At 50.4% G+C, this 18,111-nt stretch carries 18 protein-coding genes, 2 tRNA genes and 1 other RNA gene; 18 read left to right on the top strand and 3 right to left on the bottom strand.

The features are described 5' to 3' along the window. A partial coding sequence (locus tag AC5OW4_RS09795) for an SsrA-binding protein (RefSeq protein WP_493676918.1) occupies positions 1-222 on the top strand: 222 nt, incomplete at its 5' end. Positions 223-486: 264 nt separating this feature from the next. On the opposite strand, the gene AC5OW4_RS09790 is transcribed toward AC5OW4_RS09795, so the two are convergent. Next, complete coding sequence (locus tag AC5OW4_RS09790) at positions 487-2,361, bottom strand: DUF2207 domain-containing protein (protein ID WP_072685689.1); 1,875 nt, start codon at positions 2,359-2,361, stop codon at positions 487-489. 90 nt (positions 2,362-2,451) lie between these two features. Continuing rightward, positions 2,452-3,003 carry a LemA family protein gene (locus AC5OW4_RS09785; RefSeq protein ID WP_072685690.1) on the bottom strand — a complete coding sequence of 184 codons (552 nt, stop codon included), beginning with the start codon at positions 3,001-3,003 and terminating at the stop codon, positions 2,452-2,454. A 345-nt stretch (positions 3,004-3,348) separates the two neighbouring features. On the opposite strand from AC5OW4_RS09785, the gene AC5OW4_RS09780 reads away from it, so the two are divergent. The 10 genes from AC5OW4_RS09780 to AC5OW4_RS09735 all read left to right on the top strand — a co-directional run bounded on the left by AC5OW4_RS09780 (position 3,349) and on the right by AC5OW4_RS09735 (position 11,746). Further along, a complete protein-coding gene (locus AC5OW4_RS09780; protein WP_493676917.1) occupies positions 3,349-5,007 on the top strand; it encodes a Na/Pi cotransporter family protein in 1,659 nt (552 codons plus the stop codon). A gap of 148 nt (positions 5,008-5,155) precedes the next feature. Next, on the top strand, positions 5,156-6,133 hold the full coding sequence (locus AC5OW4_RS09775) for a D-2-hydroxyacid dehydrogenase (protein ID WP_195547874.1): 978 nt from the start codon (positions 5,156-5,158) through the stop codon (positions 6,131-6,133). Positions 6,134-6,180: 47 nt separating this feature from the next. Then, positions 6,181-6,557: a transfer-messenger RNA gene (ssrA, locus tag AC5OW4_RS09770) on the top strand. Positions 6,558-6,726: 169 nt separating this feature from the next. Then, positions 6,727-7,239, top strand: a complete 513-nt coding sequence (locus AC5OW4_RS09765) for a GntR family transcriptional regulator (protein WP_072685693.1) — start codon at positions 6,727-6,729, stop codon at positions 7,237-7,239. Beyond that, positions 7,236-7,958 (top strand): GntR family transcriptional regulator, encoded by a 723-nt coding sequence (locus AC5OW4_RS09760; protein WP_072685694.1) that lies wholly within the window; start codon positions 7,236-7,238, stop codon positions 7,956-7,958. The genes AC5OW4_RS09765 and AC5OW4_RS09760 overlap by 4 nt, the downstream gene beginning before the upstream one ends. Positions 7,959-8,091: 133 nt before the next feature. Beyond that, a complete protein-coding gene (locus AC5OW4_RS09755) occupies positions 8,092-8,862 on the top strand; it encodes a PTS mannose/fructose/sorbose/N-acetylgalactosamine transporter subunit IIC (protein ID WP_083538667.1) in 771 nt (256 codons plus the stop codon). Further along, entirely contained in the window at positions 8,863-9,693 is an 831-nt protein-coding gene (locus tag AC5OW4_RS09750) for a PTS system mannose/fructose/sorbose family transporter subunit IID (protein ID WP_072685696.1), read from the top strand. A 12-nt stretch (positions 9,694-9,705) separates the two neighbouring features. After that, complete coding sequence (locus AC5OW4_RS09745; RefSeq protein ID WP_072685697.1) at positions 9,706-10,188, top strand: PTS sugar transporter subunit IIB; 483 nt, start codon at positions 9,706-9,708, stop codon at positions 10,186-10,188. Between the two features lie 20 nt (positions 10,189-10,208). Further along, a complete protein-coding gene (locus AC5OW4_RS09740) occupies positions 10,209-11,297 on the top strand; it encodes an SIS domain-containing protein (protein WP_072685698.1) in 1,089 nt (362 codons plus the stop codon). Positions 11,298-11,311: 14 nt separating this feature from the next. After that, complete coding sequence (locus tag AC5OW4_RS09735) at positions 11,312-11,746, top strand: PTS sugar transporter subunit IIA (RefSeq protein ID WP_072685699.1); 435 nt, start codon at positions 11,312-11,314, stop codon at positions 11,744-11,746. Positions 11,747-11,919: 173 nt separating this feature from the next. Here AC5OW4_RS09735 and AC5OW4_RS09730 read toward each other — a convergent pair whose 3' ends face one another. Continuing rightward, positions 11,920-12,777: an FRG domain-containing protein gene (locus AC5OW4_RS09730; RefSeq protein WP_072685700.1), complete on the bottom strand. Its 858-nt coding sequence runs from the start codon at positions 12,775-12,777 to the stop codon at positions 11,920-11,922. A gap of 312 nt (positions 12,778-13,089) precedes the next feature. Between AC5OW4_RS09730 and AC5OW4_RS09725 the strand changes: the two genes are divergently transcribed. The 7 genes from AC5OW4_RS09725 (at position 13,090) to AC5OW4_RS09695 (ending at position 17,846) form a co-directional block, all read left to right on the top strand. Continuing rightward, a tRNA-Arg gene (locus AC5OW4_RS09725) sits at positions 13,090-13,166 on the top strand. Between the two features lie 288 nt (positions 13,167-13,454). After that, entirely contained in the window at positions 13,455-14,663 is a 1,209-nt protein-coding gene (locus tag AC5OW4_RS09720) for a class I SAM-dependent rRNA methyltransferase (protein ID WP_072685701.1), read from the top strand. 54 nt (positions 14,664-14,717) lie between these two features. Beyond that, on the top strand, positions 14,718-14,990 hold the full coding sequence (locus AC5OW4_RS09715) for a DUF3781 domain-containing protein (protein WP_229100655.1): 273 nt from the start codon (positions 14,718-14,720) through the stop codon (positions 14,988-14,990). A gap of 329 nt (positions 14,991-15,319) precedes the next feature. Then, the gene (locus AC5OW4_RS09710; RefSeq protein ID WP_072685702.1) at positions 15,320-15,907 is read left to right on the top strand and encodes a DUF6434 domain-containing protein; all 588 of its coding nucleotides are present in this window, start codon (positions 15,320-15,322) and stop codon (positions 15,905-15,907) included. Between the two features lie 109 nt (positions 15,908-16,016). Next, entirely contained in the window at positions 16,017-16,349 is a 333-nt protein-coding gene (locus AC5OW4_RS09705; protein WP_072685703.1) for a hypothetical protein, read from the top strand. A gap of 254 nt (positions 16,350-16,603) precedes the next feature. After that, positions 16,604-17,434 carry an HAD family hydrolase gene (locus tag AC5OW4_RS09700; protein ID WP_072685704.1) on the top strand — a complete coding sequence of 277 codons (831 nt, stop codon included), beginning with the start codon at positions 16,604-16,606 and terminating at the stop codon, positions 17,432-17,434. 336 nt (positions 17,435-17,770) lie between these two features. Beyond that, a tRNA-Ala gene (locus tag AC5OW4_RS09695) sits at positions 17,771-17,846 on the top strand. The last annotated feature ends 265 nt before the right edge of the window (positions 17,847-18,111 follow it).

The raw sequence follows: 18,111 nt of genomic DNA, 5'->3' as shown, positions 1-18,111 counted from the left end.
GATCTGAAGCTGCTGCTGCACAAGCTGGAGATCGTCAAGCTCCAGCAGAAGGTCAAGCTGAAGGGCTATACTGTCGTCCCGGTGAAGCTGTATTTAAAAAACGGCCGGGCCAAGATGGAGATCGCGCTGGCTAAGGGGAAAGCGTTGTACGACAAGCGTGAGGACGCGAAGCTGAAGGACGCGAAGCGGGAGATGGAGAAAGCGATGAAAGCACGGTGGTAAGCCGTGTTTTTTTGTTCTGCAATGGAAGTAGAAAAGCCTTTATTTTTGAGCGAATGACAGAGCATCAGCCTGAAACAAAGAACAAGATGAAAGTACTGCGCACGATAAAACGGCAATGCTGGCGGAACGAAGCTCGGCTCTTAAAGAAATAGGCGCTGCTTGTCTGAATGATCGGCAGAAGAAAAGCCGCAAGTTCTAATAATCTGCAGCTTTTGTGTTCATTGCGATTGGCGGATATTGAGATCAGAATGCGGATTGAGCTGCTTACCAGCCGCTGCCAGAGGTGCCGCCGAAGCCGCCGCCGGTAAAACCGCCGCCCCCGCCTCCGCCGAAGCTGCCGCCATGCGGACCCGAGCTTGAGGAAACCGGCGCGGAGGTCATGGCTCGCTGGAACGAATTCATATTGCGGTCCAGCCGGCTGATCATATACCACGTTGTCCAGCCATCCGGGCCGTAGTACCAGGTTGGCGGTTCCAAGGTCAGACCCCGGAAATGTTCCGCCCAGATATCCGATAAGCCCAGCGCGTAGGCATAGGGCAGAATCGAGTAGAAGTAAGTTGGATCATCTTTTACCAACATGGCCAGACGGTCCTTTTCCGCGTACAGAATGAAGTTTCGCAGACCTAAGACTTTCCCGGTTAACCGCTGTCCCCGCTCGGTCCGCTTCTTCATGAAAACCGCGCAGAGAGCGCTGATCAGCGTGCAGATGCTTAAGAAAACCGGGCAGAGCCAGCTCTGGCGTGCTGTCAGAAAGGCAATCGCCAATAACAGCGCCCACAGACCCGTAAGCAGGACCATACCGAGAAGCATACCGAATCGAAAGCCGCCGCCGGCACTGTGCCAGCGCTGCTGCAGACTGCTGCCCATGATGATGACGATGATCATCACGAAATACGGAATGATCAGGAATACGATTGCCGCGAAGCTGAATTCAACGGCATAGAACTGCAAGGCCGCCAGAATCGCAATCGGCAGCGGCGCTAACAAGGTTAAAATTACCTGTAAGGTTGAAGAGAGCTTGGTGAACAACCGCTTTTCCGGCAGCCGGTAATAAGCGGAATAATCCTGGATCGCCTGATTGAGATGGGTGTAAAACTTCTCCTCCAGCTGTTTTGTCGTCACGCTGTCGCGATTGTTAAACAGCGCGTTGAACAACCGCAGCTCCGCGACCGGCGTATCCTCCGGCAAAGCTTGCAGCTTATTCAGCTTCAAGGTCTTCTTTTGATCCTCAATCGTCAGGTAGCCGCGATTCGCCCAGTCCAGAATCAGCGACAAGACTTCCTGGTTCTGCACGGAACCGTTTAGAATCATACCGACCTCGGTGCTGGAGATCCCCTCCGGCGCTGTAAATTCGACCGGAATGATCAACGTTTCATCACGACCCCACCGCATCAGACAGAAAATGCTGAGCAGCGTGATAAAACCGCCGAGAATGGCGAGGGGCAGGGAATAATCAGCTTGTTTCGGATAGATGAAATACTGATCAGGCAAGTCCAGCTTAACCGTGATCCCCTCAAACGGAGCCAGCGCGGATAAGGTTTCGCCGCTGAAGGTCGTCCCTTCCTGCTCAAAGCGGAATTGATCCTGCGGCAGATCAGAATAGAAGTACAGCTGGCTGGCATCGAAGCTTTTTGGCATCGTGACCCGGAAGGTGACCTTCTCAATCGTTGTATCCCAGTGAACAGAAATCAGATTCCAGTAAAAACTCTGGATATTGCCCAACCTCAAATCGCGGGTATGCACCTGATAGCGGATCTGATAGGTTTCTTCAGATTGGGCGTAGGTATCGGCGCTGCCCAGGCGGAGGTTGTAGTAATCATCCTCATCGCTGAGCTTGGCTTCATGACCTGAGAGCACTTCGATGTGGTCGATCGGAAAGACGTAGCTGCGGTTTATCACGGTATCGCCAATCTGCCATGATACATTGCGGTAACGTTTGGGCAGCGTCAGATTTAAGCCGTGCAGGCGCTGCTGAAACTGAACGTCGAGCGTTTCCGTAACGGTATACACCCCATCTTCGCTGACCTCAATCTGAATGTCGTAATGGTCGATCGTGAAGCCTTCCTGAGCGTGAATCGGCTGCAGCCCGAGGAAAAGCAGAAACAGCGTCAGAACGCTGAATAAAATTCGTTTTTTCATAAATTCCACTCCTTACTGTCCGAATGCCGGCATTCCCAACTGGGTTCCGGCATCGCGCCAAGGTTTAAAAAATATCGCGGAAAGCGATATTTAGAAAGAAACTTTGACGTTTTCGCGCTGAGCTTCATCCTTAACGACAAACAACGGCATTTTCTTAAAACCGCAGATCATCGCGATCAGATTGCTCGGAATCGTTTCCGTGCGGGTATTGAAGGCTTTAACCACACCGTTGTAATACTTGCGGGCGTTGGCGATTTCCCCTTCCATGTCTTTCAGCTGCCGCTGCAGATCAATGAAGTTAGTGTTGGCCTTCAGATCCGGATAGCTCTCCGAGATCGCCATCAAACGGCCTAACAAGCCGGACAGATTCTGTTCCTGGGCGATTTTTTCATCCATCGAATGCGCGTTCATGGCCAGACTGCGGGCGGATACGACTTTTTCCAGTGTTTCCTTTTCATGCGCTGCATAACCCTTGACCGTTTCGACTAAGTTCGGGATCAGGTCGTAACGCTTAACCAGATACACATCCATCGTGGAGAACGCTTCCTCAACTTTATTTTTTAACGATACAAACCCGTTGTAGGCCGCGATAAACCAGATGACCAGCACCGCGAGCACGACCAGTAAAATAATCCACATCATGCGTATATTCCTCCTCTGCCGTCCTATGAGGACTTGGTCTTATTATAGCATAGCTTGCGCCGCAACATTCTATCCCTGCCCGCGTTTTAAGAATTCTGAAAGAAGTGGGAGAGATTGATGATTTCTGTGAATGAAGCCGGCGGCGCGAGGAAAACTAAGCGCGGCGCGGTTCAGCCGGTCGGATTTTACAGACCGGATCAGGAAGCCGATTCCTGAAAAAGGCAGTCATTCTGACGGAAATCGTAAAAAAGCAGCGAATGAAGGCAGATTAACGGAAAATTAACAGAAACTTAACAGTCATTTTCTTTTTTTCTTGGTATCTTTACCTTTGAGAGGAGTGGAAGGATGACGTTACAGGATATTCAGTGGGATATGATTTTAGGCGGCTTCGGGCTGTTCTTATTCGGCATCAAATTTATGGGGGACGGTTTAAAGAGCTTAGCCGGGGATAAGCTGCGGGATTACATTGATAAATATACGTCGAAACCGCTGATGGCGATTGTGATCGGGGCCCTGGTCACGATTATGATCCAGTCCAGCTCAGCGACGACGGCGATTACAATCGGGTTGGTGCGGGCCGGGTTAATGCGGCTGGAACAGGCGGCGGGGATCGTCATGGGCGCCAACATCGGTACGACGGTGACGGCGTTTCTGATCGGCCTGAAGGTGGAACAGTCCGCCTTGTTCTTCGTGTTTGCGGGCGGCGTGGTGATTTCGTTTGCCAAGCGGAAAAAGAGCCGCACGGTTGGCGAGATTGTGATGGGCTTCGGCTTGTTGTTTTATGGGTTGCGGATTATGGGCGATTCTTTGTCGATGCTTAAGGACATGCCGGAATTCATCGCCTTTGCGGAAATGATGGGCCGGCAGCCGCTTCTGGCATTGTTGGCAGGCACCGTGCTGACCGCGCTGATTCAGGGCTCGGCGGCGACCATCGGCGTGGTGCAGAAGTTAGTGGAAGCGGGGGCGATGTCGATGTCGGCAGCGCTGCCGTTTGTGTTCGGCTCCAATATCGGCACGACCATCACCGGCGTCTTCGCGGCGATCGGCGGCAGTCTGGCGGCCAAACGGACGGCAGGCTTACATACGTTGTTCAATGTGATCGGCACCCTGATCGGCATGCTTCTGCTTCAGCCGTACATCCTGCTGATCCAAAAGCTGTCGGCGATGCTGAACATCGCGCCGATGATGCAGATCGCTGTTGCGCATATCCTGTTTAACGTCGGGGCGACGATCCTGTTTTTCCCATTCTTAAAGCAGATGTGTCAGCTGGTCAAGAAACTGATTCCGGGGCAGGAACCGGAGCGGCTGGATATCAAAATCGACGATCTGGACGAGAAGATTATTCACGAGCTGCCGGCCTCGGCGCTGGAGCTTGTCCACAAGTCGATCTTTAAAATGGTCGACGTCGTAAGCAAGACGGTGCAGGAAGCAAAAAGTTATTTCGTCAAGGGCACCGACGAGGAGGACCGCGAGATGATCCTGCAGTCGGAGGCACTGATCAACAGTTTCGATGCGAAGATCACGCAGTATCTGATGCAGATCTCCAAGGAAAATCTGTCGGATAAGGAAATGGCGGACCTGAATCTCAATCTGCAGGTGATCAAAAATCTGGAACGGATCGGCGATCTGACCGTGAATCTCGTCGAGTTCTTCGAAATGGTCAGCGAAGATCAGTCTTCGTTCTCCGCCGGTGCGAAGGACGAGGTGCTGCAGATGTTCGACTTGTTTGATCACATGCTCGCCCAGTCCGTAAGAGTTTATGAATCGCAGGATTACACACTGTATTCCGCGCTGCTGGAAGATGAGAATTACATGGACTTGCTGGAATACAAGGCCCGGCAGAATCACTTCGACCGGATGAGCCGCCAGGAGTGCAGTTCGGCTGTCGCGGGTTCCGTGTTCTGCGATATTCTGGGCAACCTGGAGCGAATGGCGGATCATACGTGCAATATCGCCCGCTGCGCGATTGAATCAACCGGCATGGAAGCGGCAGAGAAACATTAAAGAAGAAGCTGTCCGGATCGTTTGCGGGTTTGCGGCAGGGCGGCGCTTGTCTTGGGACTGAATGCGGAAAAGCACTACATCGGCGAGCTGGATGATTGACGTGCGCCAACCGCTCAGGTACAATGAAGCCAGAAAGAAGGTTTGGGCAATGGAAAAAGTAAAAGTTTGCTGGATCATTCCGACCGAGGCTTCCCTGCAAGAGACAATTCAGGCGGCTTGTCCGCAGGCGGAGATTGATTTCTGCGAACGCAACGAGCTGGATGAAGCGCGGCTTGCGGAAGCTGAAGTTGTGATCGGAAATCTTCCCAACCGCTGGCTGCCTCAGGCGAAGGCGCTGCGCTGGCTGCATCTGGAAAGCGCTGGCGCTGAGCAATATGTAAAGGAAGAAGGATTGGCCCAGGATGTCCTGCTGACCAATTCGACCGGTGCTTACGGACCGGCGATTGCGGAGCACATGCTGGCAGGAGTGCTGTCGATCTATAAAAAATTAAATCTCTACCGGGAAAATCAGAAGCTGCGGGTGTGGAAAAATGAAGGAAAGGTTCGTTCGTTGAAAGGATCGTCAGTGCTGATCGTCGGTTTGGGCGACATCGGCCGGGAATTTGGCTGGCGGATGAAGGCGTTAGGGTGTACTGTAACGGGCGTGAAGCGAACCCCGGGCGGTTGTCCGGATTATGTTGACCGGCTGGTGCTGATGGATCAGATCGAGGAAGAACTGCCGCAAGCAGATATCGTCGCGCTGTGTCTGCCAAGCACGCCGGAAACCCGGCACTTCTTCGATCAGCGGCGGCTGGCGCTGACGCGTCGGGATTGTGTTCTCGTCAACGTTGGCCGAGGCGTTACGGTGGATACGCCGGCGTTGTGCGCGCTGCTGGATCAGGGACACTTCGGCGGGCTGGTTCTGGACGTCGTGGATCCGGAGCCGCTGCCAATGAATAATCCGTTATGGGGTTATGACCGCGTGATTCTGACGCCGCATGTCTCAGGCAACTACAACCAACAGAGCACCTACGACACGGTGATCGCGATGGCGCTGGAAAATTTGCAGCGGTATCTGGACAGACAGCCGCTGAAATACCGGGTTGACCGTCAGAGCGGCTACCGAATTTCCAACAATGGCGAATAATTTGACGGAATGCGGTTTATGCTATATACTGTTATAGCATAACAACTGGGGTTGTCATGGTTTCGACAGGTCTAAGTTGGATTCAGACTGCAGTGGGGCGGCTGCCTAACAGCCAACAAAAAATAACTGGAAAATCTTTTTTAGCTAATCTGTTCGGTGGAAACCGTCAGGTTGCTTTCGCTGCTTAATATCTCGGCATAGAGATTGCAGCTGCTGCCGGTGATTCTTTCTTCAGGTTGCCGGACAGTATCAGAAATGAAGGATAAGGAGATTCGGCGTCTGGACGGATTTCCCGACAATCAACAGACAAACTCAGATCGTTTTGTCCGTTAACATATCTGTTTTATAAGCAAACGGAATAAACTGTAGATGTCTGAATGGGGACTATTCCTGGACCGGGGTTCGACTCCCCGCAGCTCCACCAAAAGTCGAACAGCCGAGCGCATGCGCCCGGTTTTTTATTTTTATCCCTACAATTCTAAAACCGGTGGTTTTATGGCGAAACACAGTTCCCAAAGAGGGAAGGGTGCCGGCTTGAGCTTATTTTTCAGAAGTGGTATACTATACTAAACCACTAGGAAAACGGTGAAATTATGAATGATGAAGTCTATGTCACACGCCAGCTGGATCAATTTGAATCAATTACTCAGGCTTTGGAAGCCCGAGGTTTTCATTACGTCTATCCGATTCTGGATCAGTCGGTGATCGAAGCAAATAAGCTGATCAGCGAACAGCTTCAGATCCCGATCGCCACCCGGATCTTCAGCTATCGAAAACTGCGGATCGTGGAAGGCAAACCGCGGTCAGTCGAACAGGTCTATATCGAATATGAAAAAGTCCGCGGAATCGAAACGCTGCCGCTGGAAAACCGGTCGCTGTACCGTGTCCTGCGCGAACAATTCGGCTATGATATTTGCCGGAATGAAGAGGAAATCCGGATCGTGCATGCCAGCGAGGAAGAAGCGCAGCTGCTGCAGGTGGAAGACGACGCCGAGATTCTGATGAGCACCGGTCTGACTTATCTGGATTCGATGAAACCGCTGGAATATTTTCAGATCGTTGCAATCCCCAGCTTTTTCAAGTTCAGGAGCGTGACGACGGTATGAGTATGGAAAAAGCAGTCTATGTGCAGCTGATGGAAAACATTCTGGAGAAAATCCGCACCGGCGAATACCGCGTGGGCGAGAAAATCATGTCGGAACGGCAGATGGCGCAGCAATACGGAATCAACCGCCTGACGGTGCGCAGCGCGATCAAAAAACTGGTGGAAGAAGGAACGCTGGTCTCGATCCAGGGCAAAGGCACCTTTGTCAGCCGGCTGCCAAAAAATGAAAAAAAAGTAACGTTCGGTGATAATGAAAACGTCAGCTTAAGCCGCAATCTGGTGCAGAGCGGTTTCCAGTCCACCCGGACGGTGCTGTCGTTTAAGCAAATTGAAAACCAGGGAGCAACCCGTGATTACTTTCCCGACAGTCCGCAGCTGTATGAATTGATCCGGCTTTCCCGGATCGACAATCAGCCCTATGCCCTGCAGATCTGTTACTTTCCCGTCTCGCTGTTTAAGCAGCCGGAGCGGTTTAACTTCGGAGAAGGTTCCTTATATACCTATATGGAGCTGCAGGGGCATATGCCCAAGACCATCATCTCGGATATGGAAGTCCAGGAAATCCCGGCCGCCTATCGGCAGGTGATGGAGGCGGATCCGAAAAAGCAGGTCTTCGCTTACCAATATTTCGGATTTGACGAACAGCATCGTTTAGTTGAGTTTACGAAAGCCTATTATATGCCGGAATATACGTCGTTTAAATATGTAACAAAGAAATAGTGTGAATTTCACACTTTTTTTATTGCAATCCGGGGATAGAAGGTGTATAAAATAATTAAGTGGTATAGTAACTATACCAGATGAATAAACTGGTATAGTTACAACAGTCTTGTAAGGAGGAGGAAAAATCATTATGTCTGCATTGCAAGCTGCTTTGATCGGCGTTGTCGCAGCCTTGTCCGTTTTGGAAGGCGGATGGCTGGGAGAATGCAAACTCCGCGAACCGGTGGTCACCGGTTTTCTGGTCGGTTTGATTTTAGGGAATGTGAAGGAAGGGCTGATCATCGGCGCTCAGCTGGAACTGATCTGGATGGGGACGGCTTCAATCGGTCCGACGGCCGGTTTGAGCATCGGCACCGGCGGGACGATCGGCACCGCAGTTGCGCTGTCAACCGGCTCGGGCATCGAAGTCGCGATGGCCTTCGGCGTTCCAGTTTCCATTCTGATGCAATTTTTACAAACGTTGGTGGATACGGCGTATTCCGGACCGATGCACACCGTCGATAAACTGATCGACGAGGGCGGCAAGGATAAGCAGATCATCTGGATTCACTGGTTATGCGGAATCCTGACCTTCCTGATCTATCTTAGTCTGACATTCGTGGCCTTATACTTCGGCAATGAAGCGATCAACGTGATCGTCAACAATCTGCCGGCCTGGATGACCAATGGTCTGAATGCGGTTGCCAAAGTTCTGCCGGCGCTGGGCTTCGCCTTGTTGATGAACCTGTTATTGGAACAGGACCTGATTCCTTATCTGATTATCGGCTTCGCGCTGACCGCCTGGTTAGGCATGTCGATGATCGGCGTGGCCGCGGTTTCCGTCGCGCTGGCCTGGATTATCTACCTGCTGAAACGGGATCAGCTCAATTCAGCATCTGAACCGGAAGAGGAGGAATTGTAAATGACAACGTCGATGCAGGACAATCCGCGCAAGCTGTCCAAAAAAGAATTCAATCAAATCTACTGGCGTTCCTTTACGCTGTTAGGCTCCTTCAACTACGAACGTATGGAAGGCTTGGGCTTCCTGTACGCGATGATGCCGAGCTTGAAGCGGATCTGGAAGGATGATCCGGAAGGCTACAAGGCCGCGCTTCATCGTCATATCGCTGCTTTCAATATGACGGTTGCCCCTTCGCCGTTTGTCATGGGCATCGCGGTCGCAATGGAAGAGCTGGCGCATGATAACGAGAACTTCGATGTCGAATCGATCAACGCCGTCAAGGTTTCCCTGATGGGACCGTTGTCCGGGATCGGCGATACGTTCTTCTGGGGAATTTTCAAAGTCATCGCCTGTTCATTAGGCGTCAGCTTCGCCAGTCAGGGCAGTATTCTCGGCCCGATCATTCTGCTTCTGGCCTTCAACATTCCGAACTTTCTGACCCGGTATTACTGCCTGAAGATCGGCTACAACAACGGCAGCAAGCTGCTTGAGAACCTGCAGCAATCCGGCAAGATGCAGCTGTTCACCTATTGCGCCGGAATTGTCGGCGTCGCTGCGATCGGCTGTATGATCGCCGCCTGGATTGGTCTGGAATGCCCGATCGCCTTCACGATCTCCGGCAGCGAAGTTGTCGTTCAGCAATATCTCGACGAAATCTGTCCGCAGCTGCTTTCGTTAGGCGCAACGCTGTTGATCTACCGGCTGCTGAAAAAGAAAATCAGCATCATGAAGCTGATCCTGATCATCGTCGTCGTGGCGTTTATCTGCGGCGTGTTCGGCATTTTGGCATAAGGAGGAAACTGCATGGCGATTGTTGAAGTAAGAATTGACGACCGGCTGATCCATGGGCAGGTCTGCGGCTACTGGGTACCGCATCACAGCGTGGAAAAAATCGTCGTGATCGACGATAAAATCGCAAAGGACGAAATGCGCAAGACAGCGCTGAAATTCGGCTGTCCGGCGAAAGTGAAGCTGTCGATTCTGGACGCGCTGACGGCTTCCGACAAGCTGAAGCGCAATCTTGACAAAGGCAGCCGCGTAATGCTGCTGGCGGCGGGGCCGGAACCGTTGTTAAAGATGGTGGAGGACGGTTATGCGATCAAACAGATCACCGTTGGCAATTTGTCCGGCAAGCCGGGTTATCAACATGTGAAAAAGACATTGTATCTCTCCGACGCCGATATTGACAACTTCAAACGGCTGGCGGATCACGGCGTTAAGCTGCTGGTTCAGATGGTGCCGGATGATGTGCCGGAGGATCTGGCGGAAATCGTTCGAAAACTGTAGAAAGGAACTGGGAAGAAACTATGGAAAAACCAACGGTATTAGGTTATATGAAAGATCAGCCGCGGGCGTTAAGAGCTGCCTTTGCACGCCGCGCGGAGTTTGTGGAGCCCTTCCGTCAGTTGTTTGTGCAGCTGCCGATCAAAAAAGTGCTGTTTTTCGGTTCCGGGACCTCCTATAACGCTTCGCAGATTGCCGCCTATGAATTTAAGCATCTGTGCAAACTGGAGGCGCAGGGTCATTATCCGACGGTGTTTGCCCATTATGAACAAGCCGATTGGACCGGCATGCTGAAAAAAGAAGAAATTCTGTTTGTCGGCATCAGCCAGTCCGGGACTTCGATTTCAACGATTGAGGTCATGGACAAGGCCCGCCGCGAAGGCTATCCGACCGTGGCGTTGACGGAGAACCTTGACAGCGAGATCACCCGGCATGTCGATCATGTCATCCATCTGTTATGCGGCAAGGAAGAAACGCCGCCGGAAACCCGCGGATATACGGTTACACTGCTGCAGCTGTATCTGTGGGCACTGGCCGCCGCCGAGGTTCGCGGCACGCTGACCGCTCAGAAAATCAGTCAGGCGCTGGCGGAAACCGAAACGTTTGTCAATCAGTTTGATCAGGTGATAACAGAGAGTGAAGCCTGGTATGACCGCAACGCGACGACGATTGTCAACAGCGACCGAATCTACGTGCTGGGCTATGGCATCGACTATGGTTCAGCTTTAGAGGGCATGCTGAAGATCGGCGAAATGCTGCGGCTGCCGACGATCGGCTATGAAATTGAGGAATATTCGCATGGACCGACGATGGCGATCACACCGAAACAGACCATCCTGATGCTGGGGTCGGATGAAGCAGAGTGGAACCGTTGTTTACAGTTCCGGGAAGCGTTTCGCAAATACACCGACCGCGTGCATCTGATCACGGTCAAGGAGGCCCCGTCGGATAAGCGGGATCTGGTATTCAGCGTCAAAGCAAACAAATATCTGGCGCCGATCATGCTGACAGTTCCTTTCCAGTTTGTCGCCGCCAAGGGGGCGAAGGATACCAACATTGATACGAATGTAAATCCGTTTAAAGAAGAGCTGGCGCATCTGCCTGAAGAATAAACCGGGAGAAAAAAATGAGCACAGGAATTATTGTGATGGGACATGGTCATTTCGCCACCGGCATCACCTCGGCGCTGGAATTGATCATGGGTTCTCAGCCGGCCTATGAAGCGCTTGATTTTCCGGCAGAATCGGATAAGGAAGATTTGAAAAAGCGGCTGAGTGCAGCGTTGGAAAGACTGGAAAAGCAGGATCAAATCATCATTCTGACCGATCTGTTCAGCGGCACGCCGTTTAACGTGGCGATGGAAGCCGTGGCTGAGAAGCCAGGTCTGAAATTGTATTATGGCTTAAATCTGGGAATGTTGATGGAACTGATTTCGCGCCGGATGTTTCAAGGCGATGCCAAACTGAGCGAAGGCCTGATCGAGATCGGCCGGCAGCAGGTCGGCTTGTTTGATCCGGAAGCGATGGAGGCTTATACGGAAACCGGCGAGGATGAATTATAGGAAAAAATGAGTCAGGATTCCGGCATCTTGTTAACAATGATCGGGATCATTGCTTTGAGCCGGAAAGGGTGAGGGAATCCACAGCCTGAAATTATCCACAAATAGAAAAATACCAGGATCTTCTTCCTTATCCAGGAAGGAGGCCCTGGTATTTTTTATGGAAACGGAAAGTTTCACTCAATTCCAGCCTGCTTTTGCAAGGCCTGAGTAACGATGGAATCACAGAGATTCTGAAGATCGGGGAACAGCCGCTGTTTGTTATAACCCATGTTGTCCAGGAAACCAAGCGTTTCCCGGCGTTCTTTATCCGACAGCTGGATCGAAATGCAGCGGGCGCGGCGGCGAATTTCTTCTGCGGCTTCATCACCTTCAATGGAAGAGGGGATGGAGAACAACCCGGCCTGGGCGATCAGCCGGGCATTGCTAAAGCTGCCGTTGTAGATGATCAAGCCTTGGGGATGAGGATCGTCAGCGGCGATCTTCAGTGCGTTTAACGCGGCGTTTCGTTTCTGAACTAAAGAAAGAAACCGGGCTTTATCGCGAAGCAGCTTCAGGAATGCGGCATATTCCTCAATAAACTCCGGATCTGCTTCCTTCATTGGCGAATAACAGCGGTGAATGATAATTTGTTCCCTGAGCGGCAGCACGAATAATTCATACTCCCCGTTGTCGGGCTGCTTATTTTCCGCCAGCGCAAAGTATAGCGCGGTAAAGGGATTACAGGTCCAGTCGATCAGCCGGGTCGGGATGCCGTAATGCTGGGCACAGGCAACATAATCGAGCGTTTCCATCGTGCCGGATAACAGGTTGGAGGCCTGCTGACGGAAAGCATGAAGCAGTGCGAATTCCTGATCTTTTAGATTGACAAGGGTCTGTGTTTCCCGGTCGTATTTGCGGCAGATCGAAGGATTTAATTCAATCCGCCGGCTGACGCCGCGGAAGATATACTGATCGCTGCGGGTAAGCCGGATCAGATCGTTAATGAGTGACTTTGAGCTCGTATATTGTTCTTTGATCGGCGATTCGTTCATAAACATGTCCCTCCTGACTGATCGGCGACGGGTTTTTGTTTTCTTTAAGTCTATCATAAAACGAAGCGAGAGCGCTGACAAGCAAAACTGCTGAAGGGGATAAGCGTAAGGAAAGAAACGAAGGCAGCCTTTGTTGAAATGCCTGCCGTTTCTGAACGGGGATTGCTTTTAAGAAGAAGGCGGTGGGGACAAGCGCTGCGAATGAAAGAGGCAAGGGGAAGCTGGAAAATCGGAAAACTGCGGGAAATCAGTCTCAGCGTCCGATTAAACGCTTGACGAAATGCGCTTCCCATTGTAAAATAATAACGTTACGTGCCCATGGCGCAATTGGATAGCGCATTTGATTCCGATTCAAAAGGTTGCAGGTTCGAGTCCTGTTGGGCGCACCATTCGAAAATCAAGTTGGAGAGCTGACCTTGATTCATGCGGGAAACCGAAATGAAAGAGGCTGGTTCTCCAATTTTTTATTTTGCGCTTTTCCTGGCATTTGAAACGTTTTTCCAGCGATCAAAAGGCAGCCGCGAATCAATCGGAACTGATGAAAATTGAACCATGGCCAAAGAGCGTGGAATAGCGCATTAATCAGTTCCCAATGGCGAAGAAACATCAACTTATCCCAAAGAGCGGCTGAATTTATGCTATACTAAGGCAGAAAGAGAAGAAGACGAGGTTGAATGATGGATCGAAATTACGCAAAAGTAATCATTTCGCAAGAGGGCGAAAAATGGCTGGATAAAGGACAGATGTGGATGTACCGCAATAACCTGATCAGAATTGAGGGACATCCGGAAAACGGAGCGCCGGTGGATATTGCAACGGAAGGCGGCCGCTATCTGGGAACTGGTTTTTACTCGGAAACCAGTCATATCGTCGTGCGGATTCTGACGAAAAATCCGCAGGCAGTGATCGACCGGGATTTTTTCAGACAGCGGATCCAGTTTGCTTATGCTTTCCGAAAAACGGTGGAAGCGGCGAATCTTACCAACTGCCGCCTGATTTTCGGCGAGGCAGATCAGCTGCCGGGTTTGACGGTGGATCGGTATAACGACATACTCGTCACACAGATCAGCGCTTACGGTATGGAAAAGATTAAACCGATGATCTACGACTTGTTGTTGGAGACGCTGCGTCAGGAGGGCCAGACGATTCAGGGAATCTATGAACGCAATGATATACAGGTTCGAAGCAAGGAAGGCTTACCGATGGAAAAGGGTTTCTGGGGCGGCGTGTCACTGCCGACGACGACGGTGATCCAGGAAAACGGCCTGAAATTAAATGTGGATATTGAAAACGGACAGAAGACCGGCTACTTCCTGGATCAAAAGTCAAATCGGATGCTGCTGCGGCAGATGGCGCATGATCAGCGGGTGCTGGACTGTTTCAGCCATACCGGCGGATTTGCCTTAAACGCGGCCTATGGCAAGGCTCAAAGCGTCGTCGCGGTCGACGTCTCCCAGACGGCGTTGGATCAGGGCCGGGCGAATGCTAAACTGAATCATCTGGAAGACCGGATTCAATTTGTGAAAGCCGACGTTTTTGAATATCTGGATCAATGTAAAATTGGGCAATACGATATCATCGTGCTGGATCCGCCGGCGTTCACCAAGTCCCGGAAAACGATCCATCAGGCGTATGCCGGATATAAACGGATCAATTATCAGGCGATGAAGCTGCTTCAAAACGGCGGCTATCTGATCACCTGCAGCTGTTCGCGGTTCATGGAAATCGACAATTTTGAAAAGATGCTGCGGGAAGCGGCGCAGGAAGCCGGCGTGACGCTGAAGCAGGTTTCTGTTACCCAGCAGAATCATGATCACCCGATTCTCTGGACGATGGAGGAGACCTCTTATCTTAAATTTTATATTTTTCAGATCGTTCAGGCTTAAGCGGGCAGGCGTGGAAAGAAAGGCTCAATGAAGCAGAGCGTGGGGAATATCGTAATGGAGCAAACCGCAGTTATGGAGCAGGAAAACTTACTTCTGCAAAATCTGGATCAGCTGCATACGACGGTGATGGGCGTCGAGCGGATCCGCAGAAACTTGCAAATCAATGAGGAAGATGTCGTCGTCTGGTGCCGCAAGTTGATCGCGTCGCCGCAGGCTGTGATTCAGCGCAGGGGGAAAAACTGGTATGTGTTGACGGGAGATTGCCGAATTACAATCAATGCGCACAGTTACACCATGATCACAGCCCATCGTGAGAAATTGGAATAATCGTTTTTTCCATGCAGGCAGGGTCAGCGTGAAATCCCTTGCCGGCGTTGTTTTTGTTCGCTATAATGAGGATAAAGCATGACGCTAAAGAAAGTTGGGGCATAATCCAGATGGCAGAGTTTATGGTGACGGTCAATATCGTTGTTCAATTTTTTTTGAAATACATTTTCGATATTGTAGAAATTGTTTTATTAATCATGATTTACCGCTTATTAAAAAAGAAATCAGGCTGACGCCGCAAACAGGCATTCGGATAACGTTGATGAACAGCATTCCGGATGCCTGTTTGAATATACGATATCCGCATTTCAGGAAAGGAGGGAACAAGCATGGAAAGACCTGTTTTAAATCGATCGCTGGACGCGGCGACGTTTAGGAATCATTATTATCTGAAAGAAGAATTAGTCCGTTTTTGCCGGGCATCGGGATTGCCAGCGGCGGGCGGAAAATCAGAACTGACGGAGAGAATTGCCTGTTTTTTAGAAGGCAAACCTGTTGAGATCATGAAGGTGAGGAAAATCAAGCCGAAGACCGCCGGCACACTGAGGGAAGAAATGTCAATCGAATCTCCGTTTGTCTGTTCCGAAAAACACCGGGCTTTTTTCAAAGCGAAGATCGGGCCGTCGTTTTCGTTTAACGTCGCGTTTCAGAAATGGCTGAAAAGTAATGCGGGCAAAACGTATGGCGACGCGATTCAAGCTTATGCCCAGATTCTTGTTGAGAAAAAAACAAAGCAAACTCCGATTGATCCGCAGTTCGAATACAATACCTATATCCGCACCTTCTTCGCCGAGAATCCGGGCTGCAGCTTGAATGAAGCCATTTGCTGCTGGAAATGGAAGAAAAGCAAAGCCGGCAGTCATCGTTATGATCCCGCGGATCTGATCGCACTGGAAGGGGAAAAGAGGTTAAAATAAGATGGGAGAAAAAACACTGGAAAGTGCGCTGAATGAGATCAATTCGATCCTGCGGCGGTGTGAGAAAATCCAGCCCCAATTTGCCAGGGGCAGCGCGCATTAAAGTTTATTGGAAAATCGAATAGCGGCGCTGCGGATTGCCAAGCTGCTGCTTCAACAGGAACAACAGAAGGAACAAGCGGATCAGCCGAGGCAGATCTCCTCAGAATTAACTGCCATAACCTGTCCATCTGTGGTATTGAGTTGGGAAGAGCTTGAAAAAGCATTGGCTCCAATCGGTTCCATCCTTCATAAATGCCGTGCGGCGCAGGTGAAGCACGAAGAAGCTTCCGCAACTTTTCGCCGGCTGCAAAAGCAGATTGACGTGATGGTTCTGGCGGAGGCGTTAATTCGCAAGGAACTCAACATGAAAATGACCGGCAAGCCAGCGAAAGGTTCATAAGTTAAATCATGAGCTTGTGCGGACTGAATCAGAATGAGTAAAGATTAGGGCTATCGCGTGAAGCAAAGCAGGCTGGATAAGCGGATTGCTTGAAAATCATCCTGTTTTGAAACAAAAATAATGTTTTTCAGAAAGGTTGATTGGAATTCGTTTTGAATCCGGTCTTTCCTTCACACTTTTTCTGAAATTCTGCTAGAATGTTAAAGAAGCTGTTTTTAGAAAATAGGAAATCAGGGAGCAGGGGGAGTACTACAATGATAGAAGACTTTCGTCTGGTAATTTGCGATATCGACAGCACGTTAATTACTTCTGATCGAATTTTAACAGAACATGCAAAGGACGTCATCAATCGGCTGCATGCCCATGGCGTTTATTTTGGCATTGCATCGGGACGATCCATTGATCAGCAGCTGCATAAGCAGGCGCGGGACTGGGGATTTGATTTCGATTTTGAAGTGTTGATCGGAATGAATGGCTCTGAATTGTGGGATGGAGTCCACCAGAAACGGCATGATTATTACAAATTGAAAAGGGAATGGATCAAGGAGATTCTGGAATTGATGGCCCCGTTTGATTTAAACCCATTTATGTATGTCAAAGATAAAATGATGTGTCTGCGGGTCGATGAAGCGACGGAGCGATCGTCGAAGAAAAACCGTACGGATCTGATCGTTGTGGACGATATTTCCGAGTTTTATGCGGAAGAAAATGCGAAGATCATGTTTCGAATGCCGGAGGAACTGATGGCGGAGGTCGTCGACTATGTCGGTAAGCATCCTTCATCGCACTTCAAGGCGTTTAAGACGCAGACGACAATGCTGGAATTTACTGATCAGCGGGTTTCCAAAGCGGTAGCGCTGGAACATTATTGCGAAATGAATCAGTTACCGTTAAGCAAAGTGATCGCATTTGGAGATATGAGCAATGATAACGAAATGCTGGAATGCAGCGGCTGGGGCGTATGTATGGCTAACGGCGGCGCGGATACCAAGGCGATTGCGGATGAGATAACGGAAAAAACAAACGATGAGGACGGGTTTGCGGAATATATGGAAAAGCATTTCTTGAGGCCGCGCGGCTGGTGAACGAGAAATGCACCGGGCAATCCGCAGCCGCGAAATTGCGAAGATTGCCGGAAAACAGCAGGCGAGCAGAAGAAAATCGGACGTTTCTGATCTGTACTGTCTCTTGGCTGGCGCTGTGAGTTCAGCGCGGCAAGAGAGGCGTGCAGAACAGGCGCCTGTTCTGCGGGCGGAGCTGTTTAAGAAGGAACATCATTTTGAGGGATGAAGGTGGGGCACGAGAGTTTATAAAATCGTTGGAAAGCAGGCGGAAAAAGAAATAAATCAAGCGCTGAATGCAACCTTTTTAAGATTAGGGCTTGAAATCTTTTTGTCAATTTGTTAATATTTATAAGCAATGGGGTTGTAGCTCACCTGGGAGAGCGCTACACTGGCAGTGTAGAGGTAGTCGGTTCGAGCCCGATCAGCTCCACCATGAAAAAAACAGAGATATCCGGACGATTGGGGAAGACCGAAGCGTAAGGATATCTTTTTTGTTGTCCTTTTCTTTTTCACGGCGAGTGATTGATTCGCTTCCCAGGCAACTGCCGGTGTTGACGGTTCAGGAAAACCGGTTTATTCTTAAATCAGAAGACGCAGAAGAGCGCAGGATAAGATCATTGGAAATGATGGAATATTGAACAGGGATGAAAGCCTGCATTGGACTGGACTGAAATAGTAGAGGAAATCCATCGGCGGGG

The sequence above is a fragment of the Holdemania sp. genome (assembly GCF_986127675.1).
The sequence above is the reverse complement of the archived record's forward strand: the minus strand, read 5'-3'. Positions and strand labels throughout refer to the sequence as shown.

Bases quoted from the DNA above. Each gene is read 5' to 3' on its own strand.
- AC5OW4_RS09790 (WP_072685689.1), bottom strand. From the start codon at position 2,361: ATGAAAAAACGAATTTTATTCAGCGTTCTGACGCTGTTTCTGCTTTTC.
- AC5OW4_RS09785 (WP_072685690.1), bottom strand. From the start codon at position 3,003: ATGATGTGGATTATTTTACTGGTCGTGCTCGCGGTGCTGGTCATCTGG.
- AC5OW4_RS09780 (WP_493676917.1), top strand. From the start codon at position 3,349: ATGACGTTACAGGATATTCAGTGGGATATGATTTTAGGCGGCTTCGGG.
- AC5OW4_RS09775 (WP_195547874.1), top strand. From the start codon at position 5,156: ATGGAAAAAGTAAAAGTTTGCTGGATCATTCCGACCGAGGCTTCCCTG.
- AC5OW4_RS09765 (WP_072685693.1), top strand. From the start codon at position 6,727: ATGAATGATGAAGTCTATGTCACACGCCAGCTGGATCAATTTGAATCA.
- AC5OW4_RS09760 (WP_072685694.1), top strand. From the start codon at position 7,236: ATGAGTATGGAAAAAGCAGTCTATGTGCAGCTGATGGAAAACATTCTG.
- AC5OW4_RS09755 (WP_083538667.1), top strand. From the start codon at position 8,092: ATGTCTGCATTGCAAGCTGCTTTGATCGGCGTTGTCGCAGCCTTGTCC.
- AC5OW4_RS09750 (WP_072685696.1), top strand. From the start codon at position 8,863: ATGACAACGTCGATGCAGGACAATCCGCGCAAGCTGTCCAAAAAAGAA.
- AC5OW4_RS09745 (WP_072685697.1), top strand. From the start codon at position 9,706: ATGGCGATTGTTGAAGTAAGAATTGACGACCGGCTGATCCATGGGCAG.
- AC5OW4_RS09740 (WP_072685698.1), top strand. From the start codon at position 10,209: ATGGAAAAACCAACGGTATTAGGTTATATGAAAGATCAGCCGCGGGCG.
- AC5OW4_RS09735 (WP_072685699.1), top strand. From the start codon at position 11,312: ATGAGCACAGGAATTATTGTGATGGGACATGGTCATTTCGCCACCGGC.
- AC5OW4_RS09730 (WP_072685700.1), bottom strand. From the start codon at position 12,777: ATGAACGAATCGCCGATCAAAGAACAATATACGAGCTCAAAGTCACTC.
- AC5OW4_RS09720 (WP_072685701.1), top strand. From the start codon at position 13,455: ATGGATCGAAATTACGCAAAAGTAATCATTTCGCAAGAGGGCGAAAAA.
- AC5OW4_RS09715 (WP_229100655.1), top strand. From the start codon at position 14,718: ATGGAGCAAACCGCAGTTATGGAGCAGGAAAACTTACTTCTGCAAAAT.
- AC5OW4_RS09710 (WP_072685702.1), top strand. From the start codon at position 15,320: ATGGAAAGACCTGTTTTAAATCGATCGCTGGACGCGGCGACGTTTAGG.
- AC5OW4_RS09700 (WP_072685704.1), top strand. From the start codon at position 16,604: ATGATAGAAGACTTTCGTCTGGTAATTTGCGATATCGACAGCACGTTA.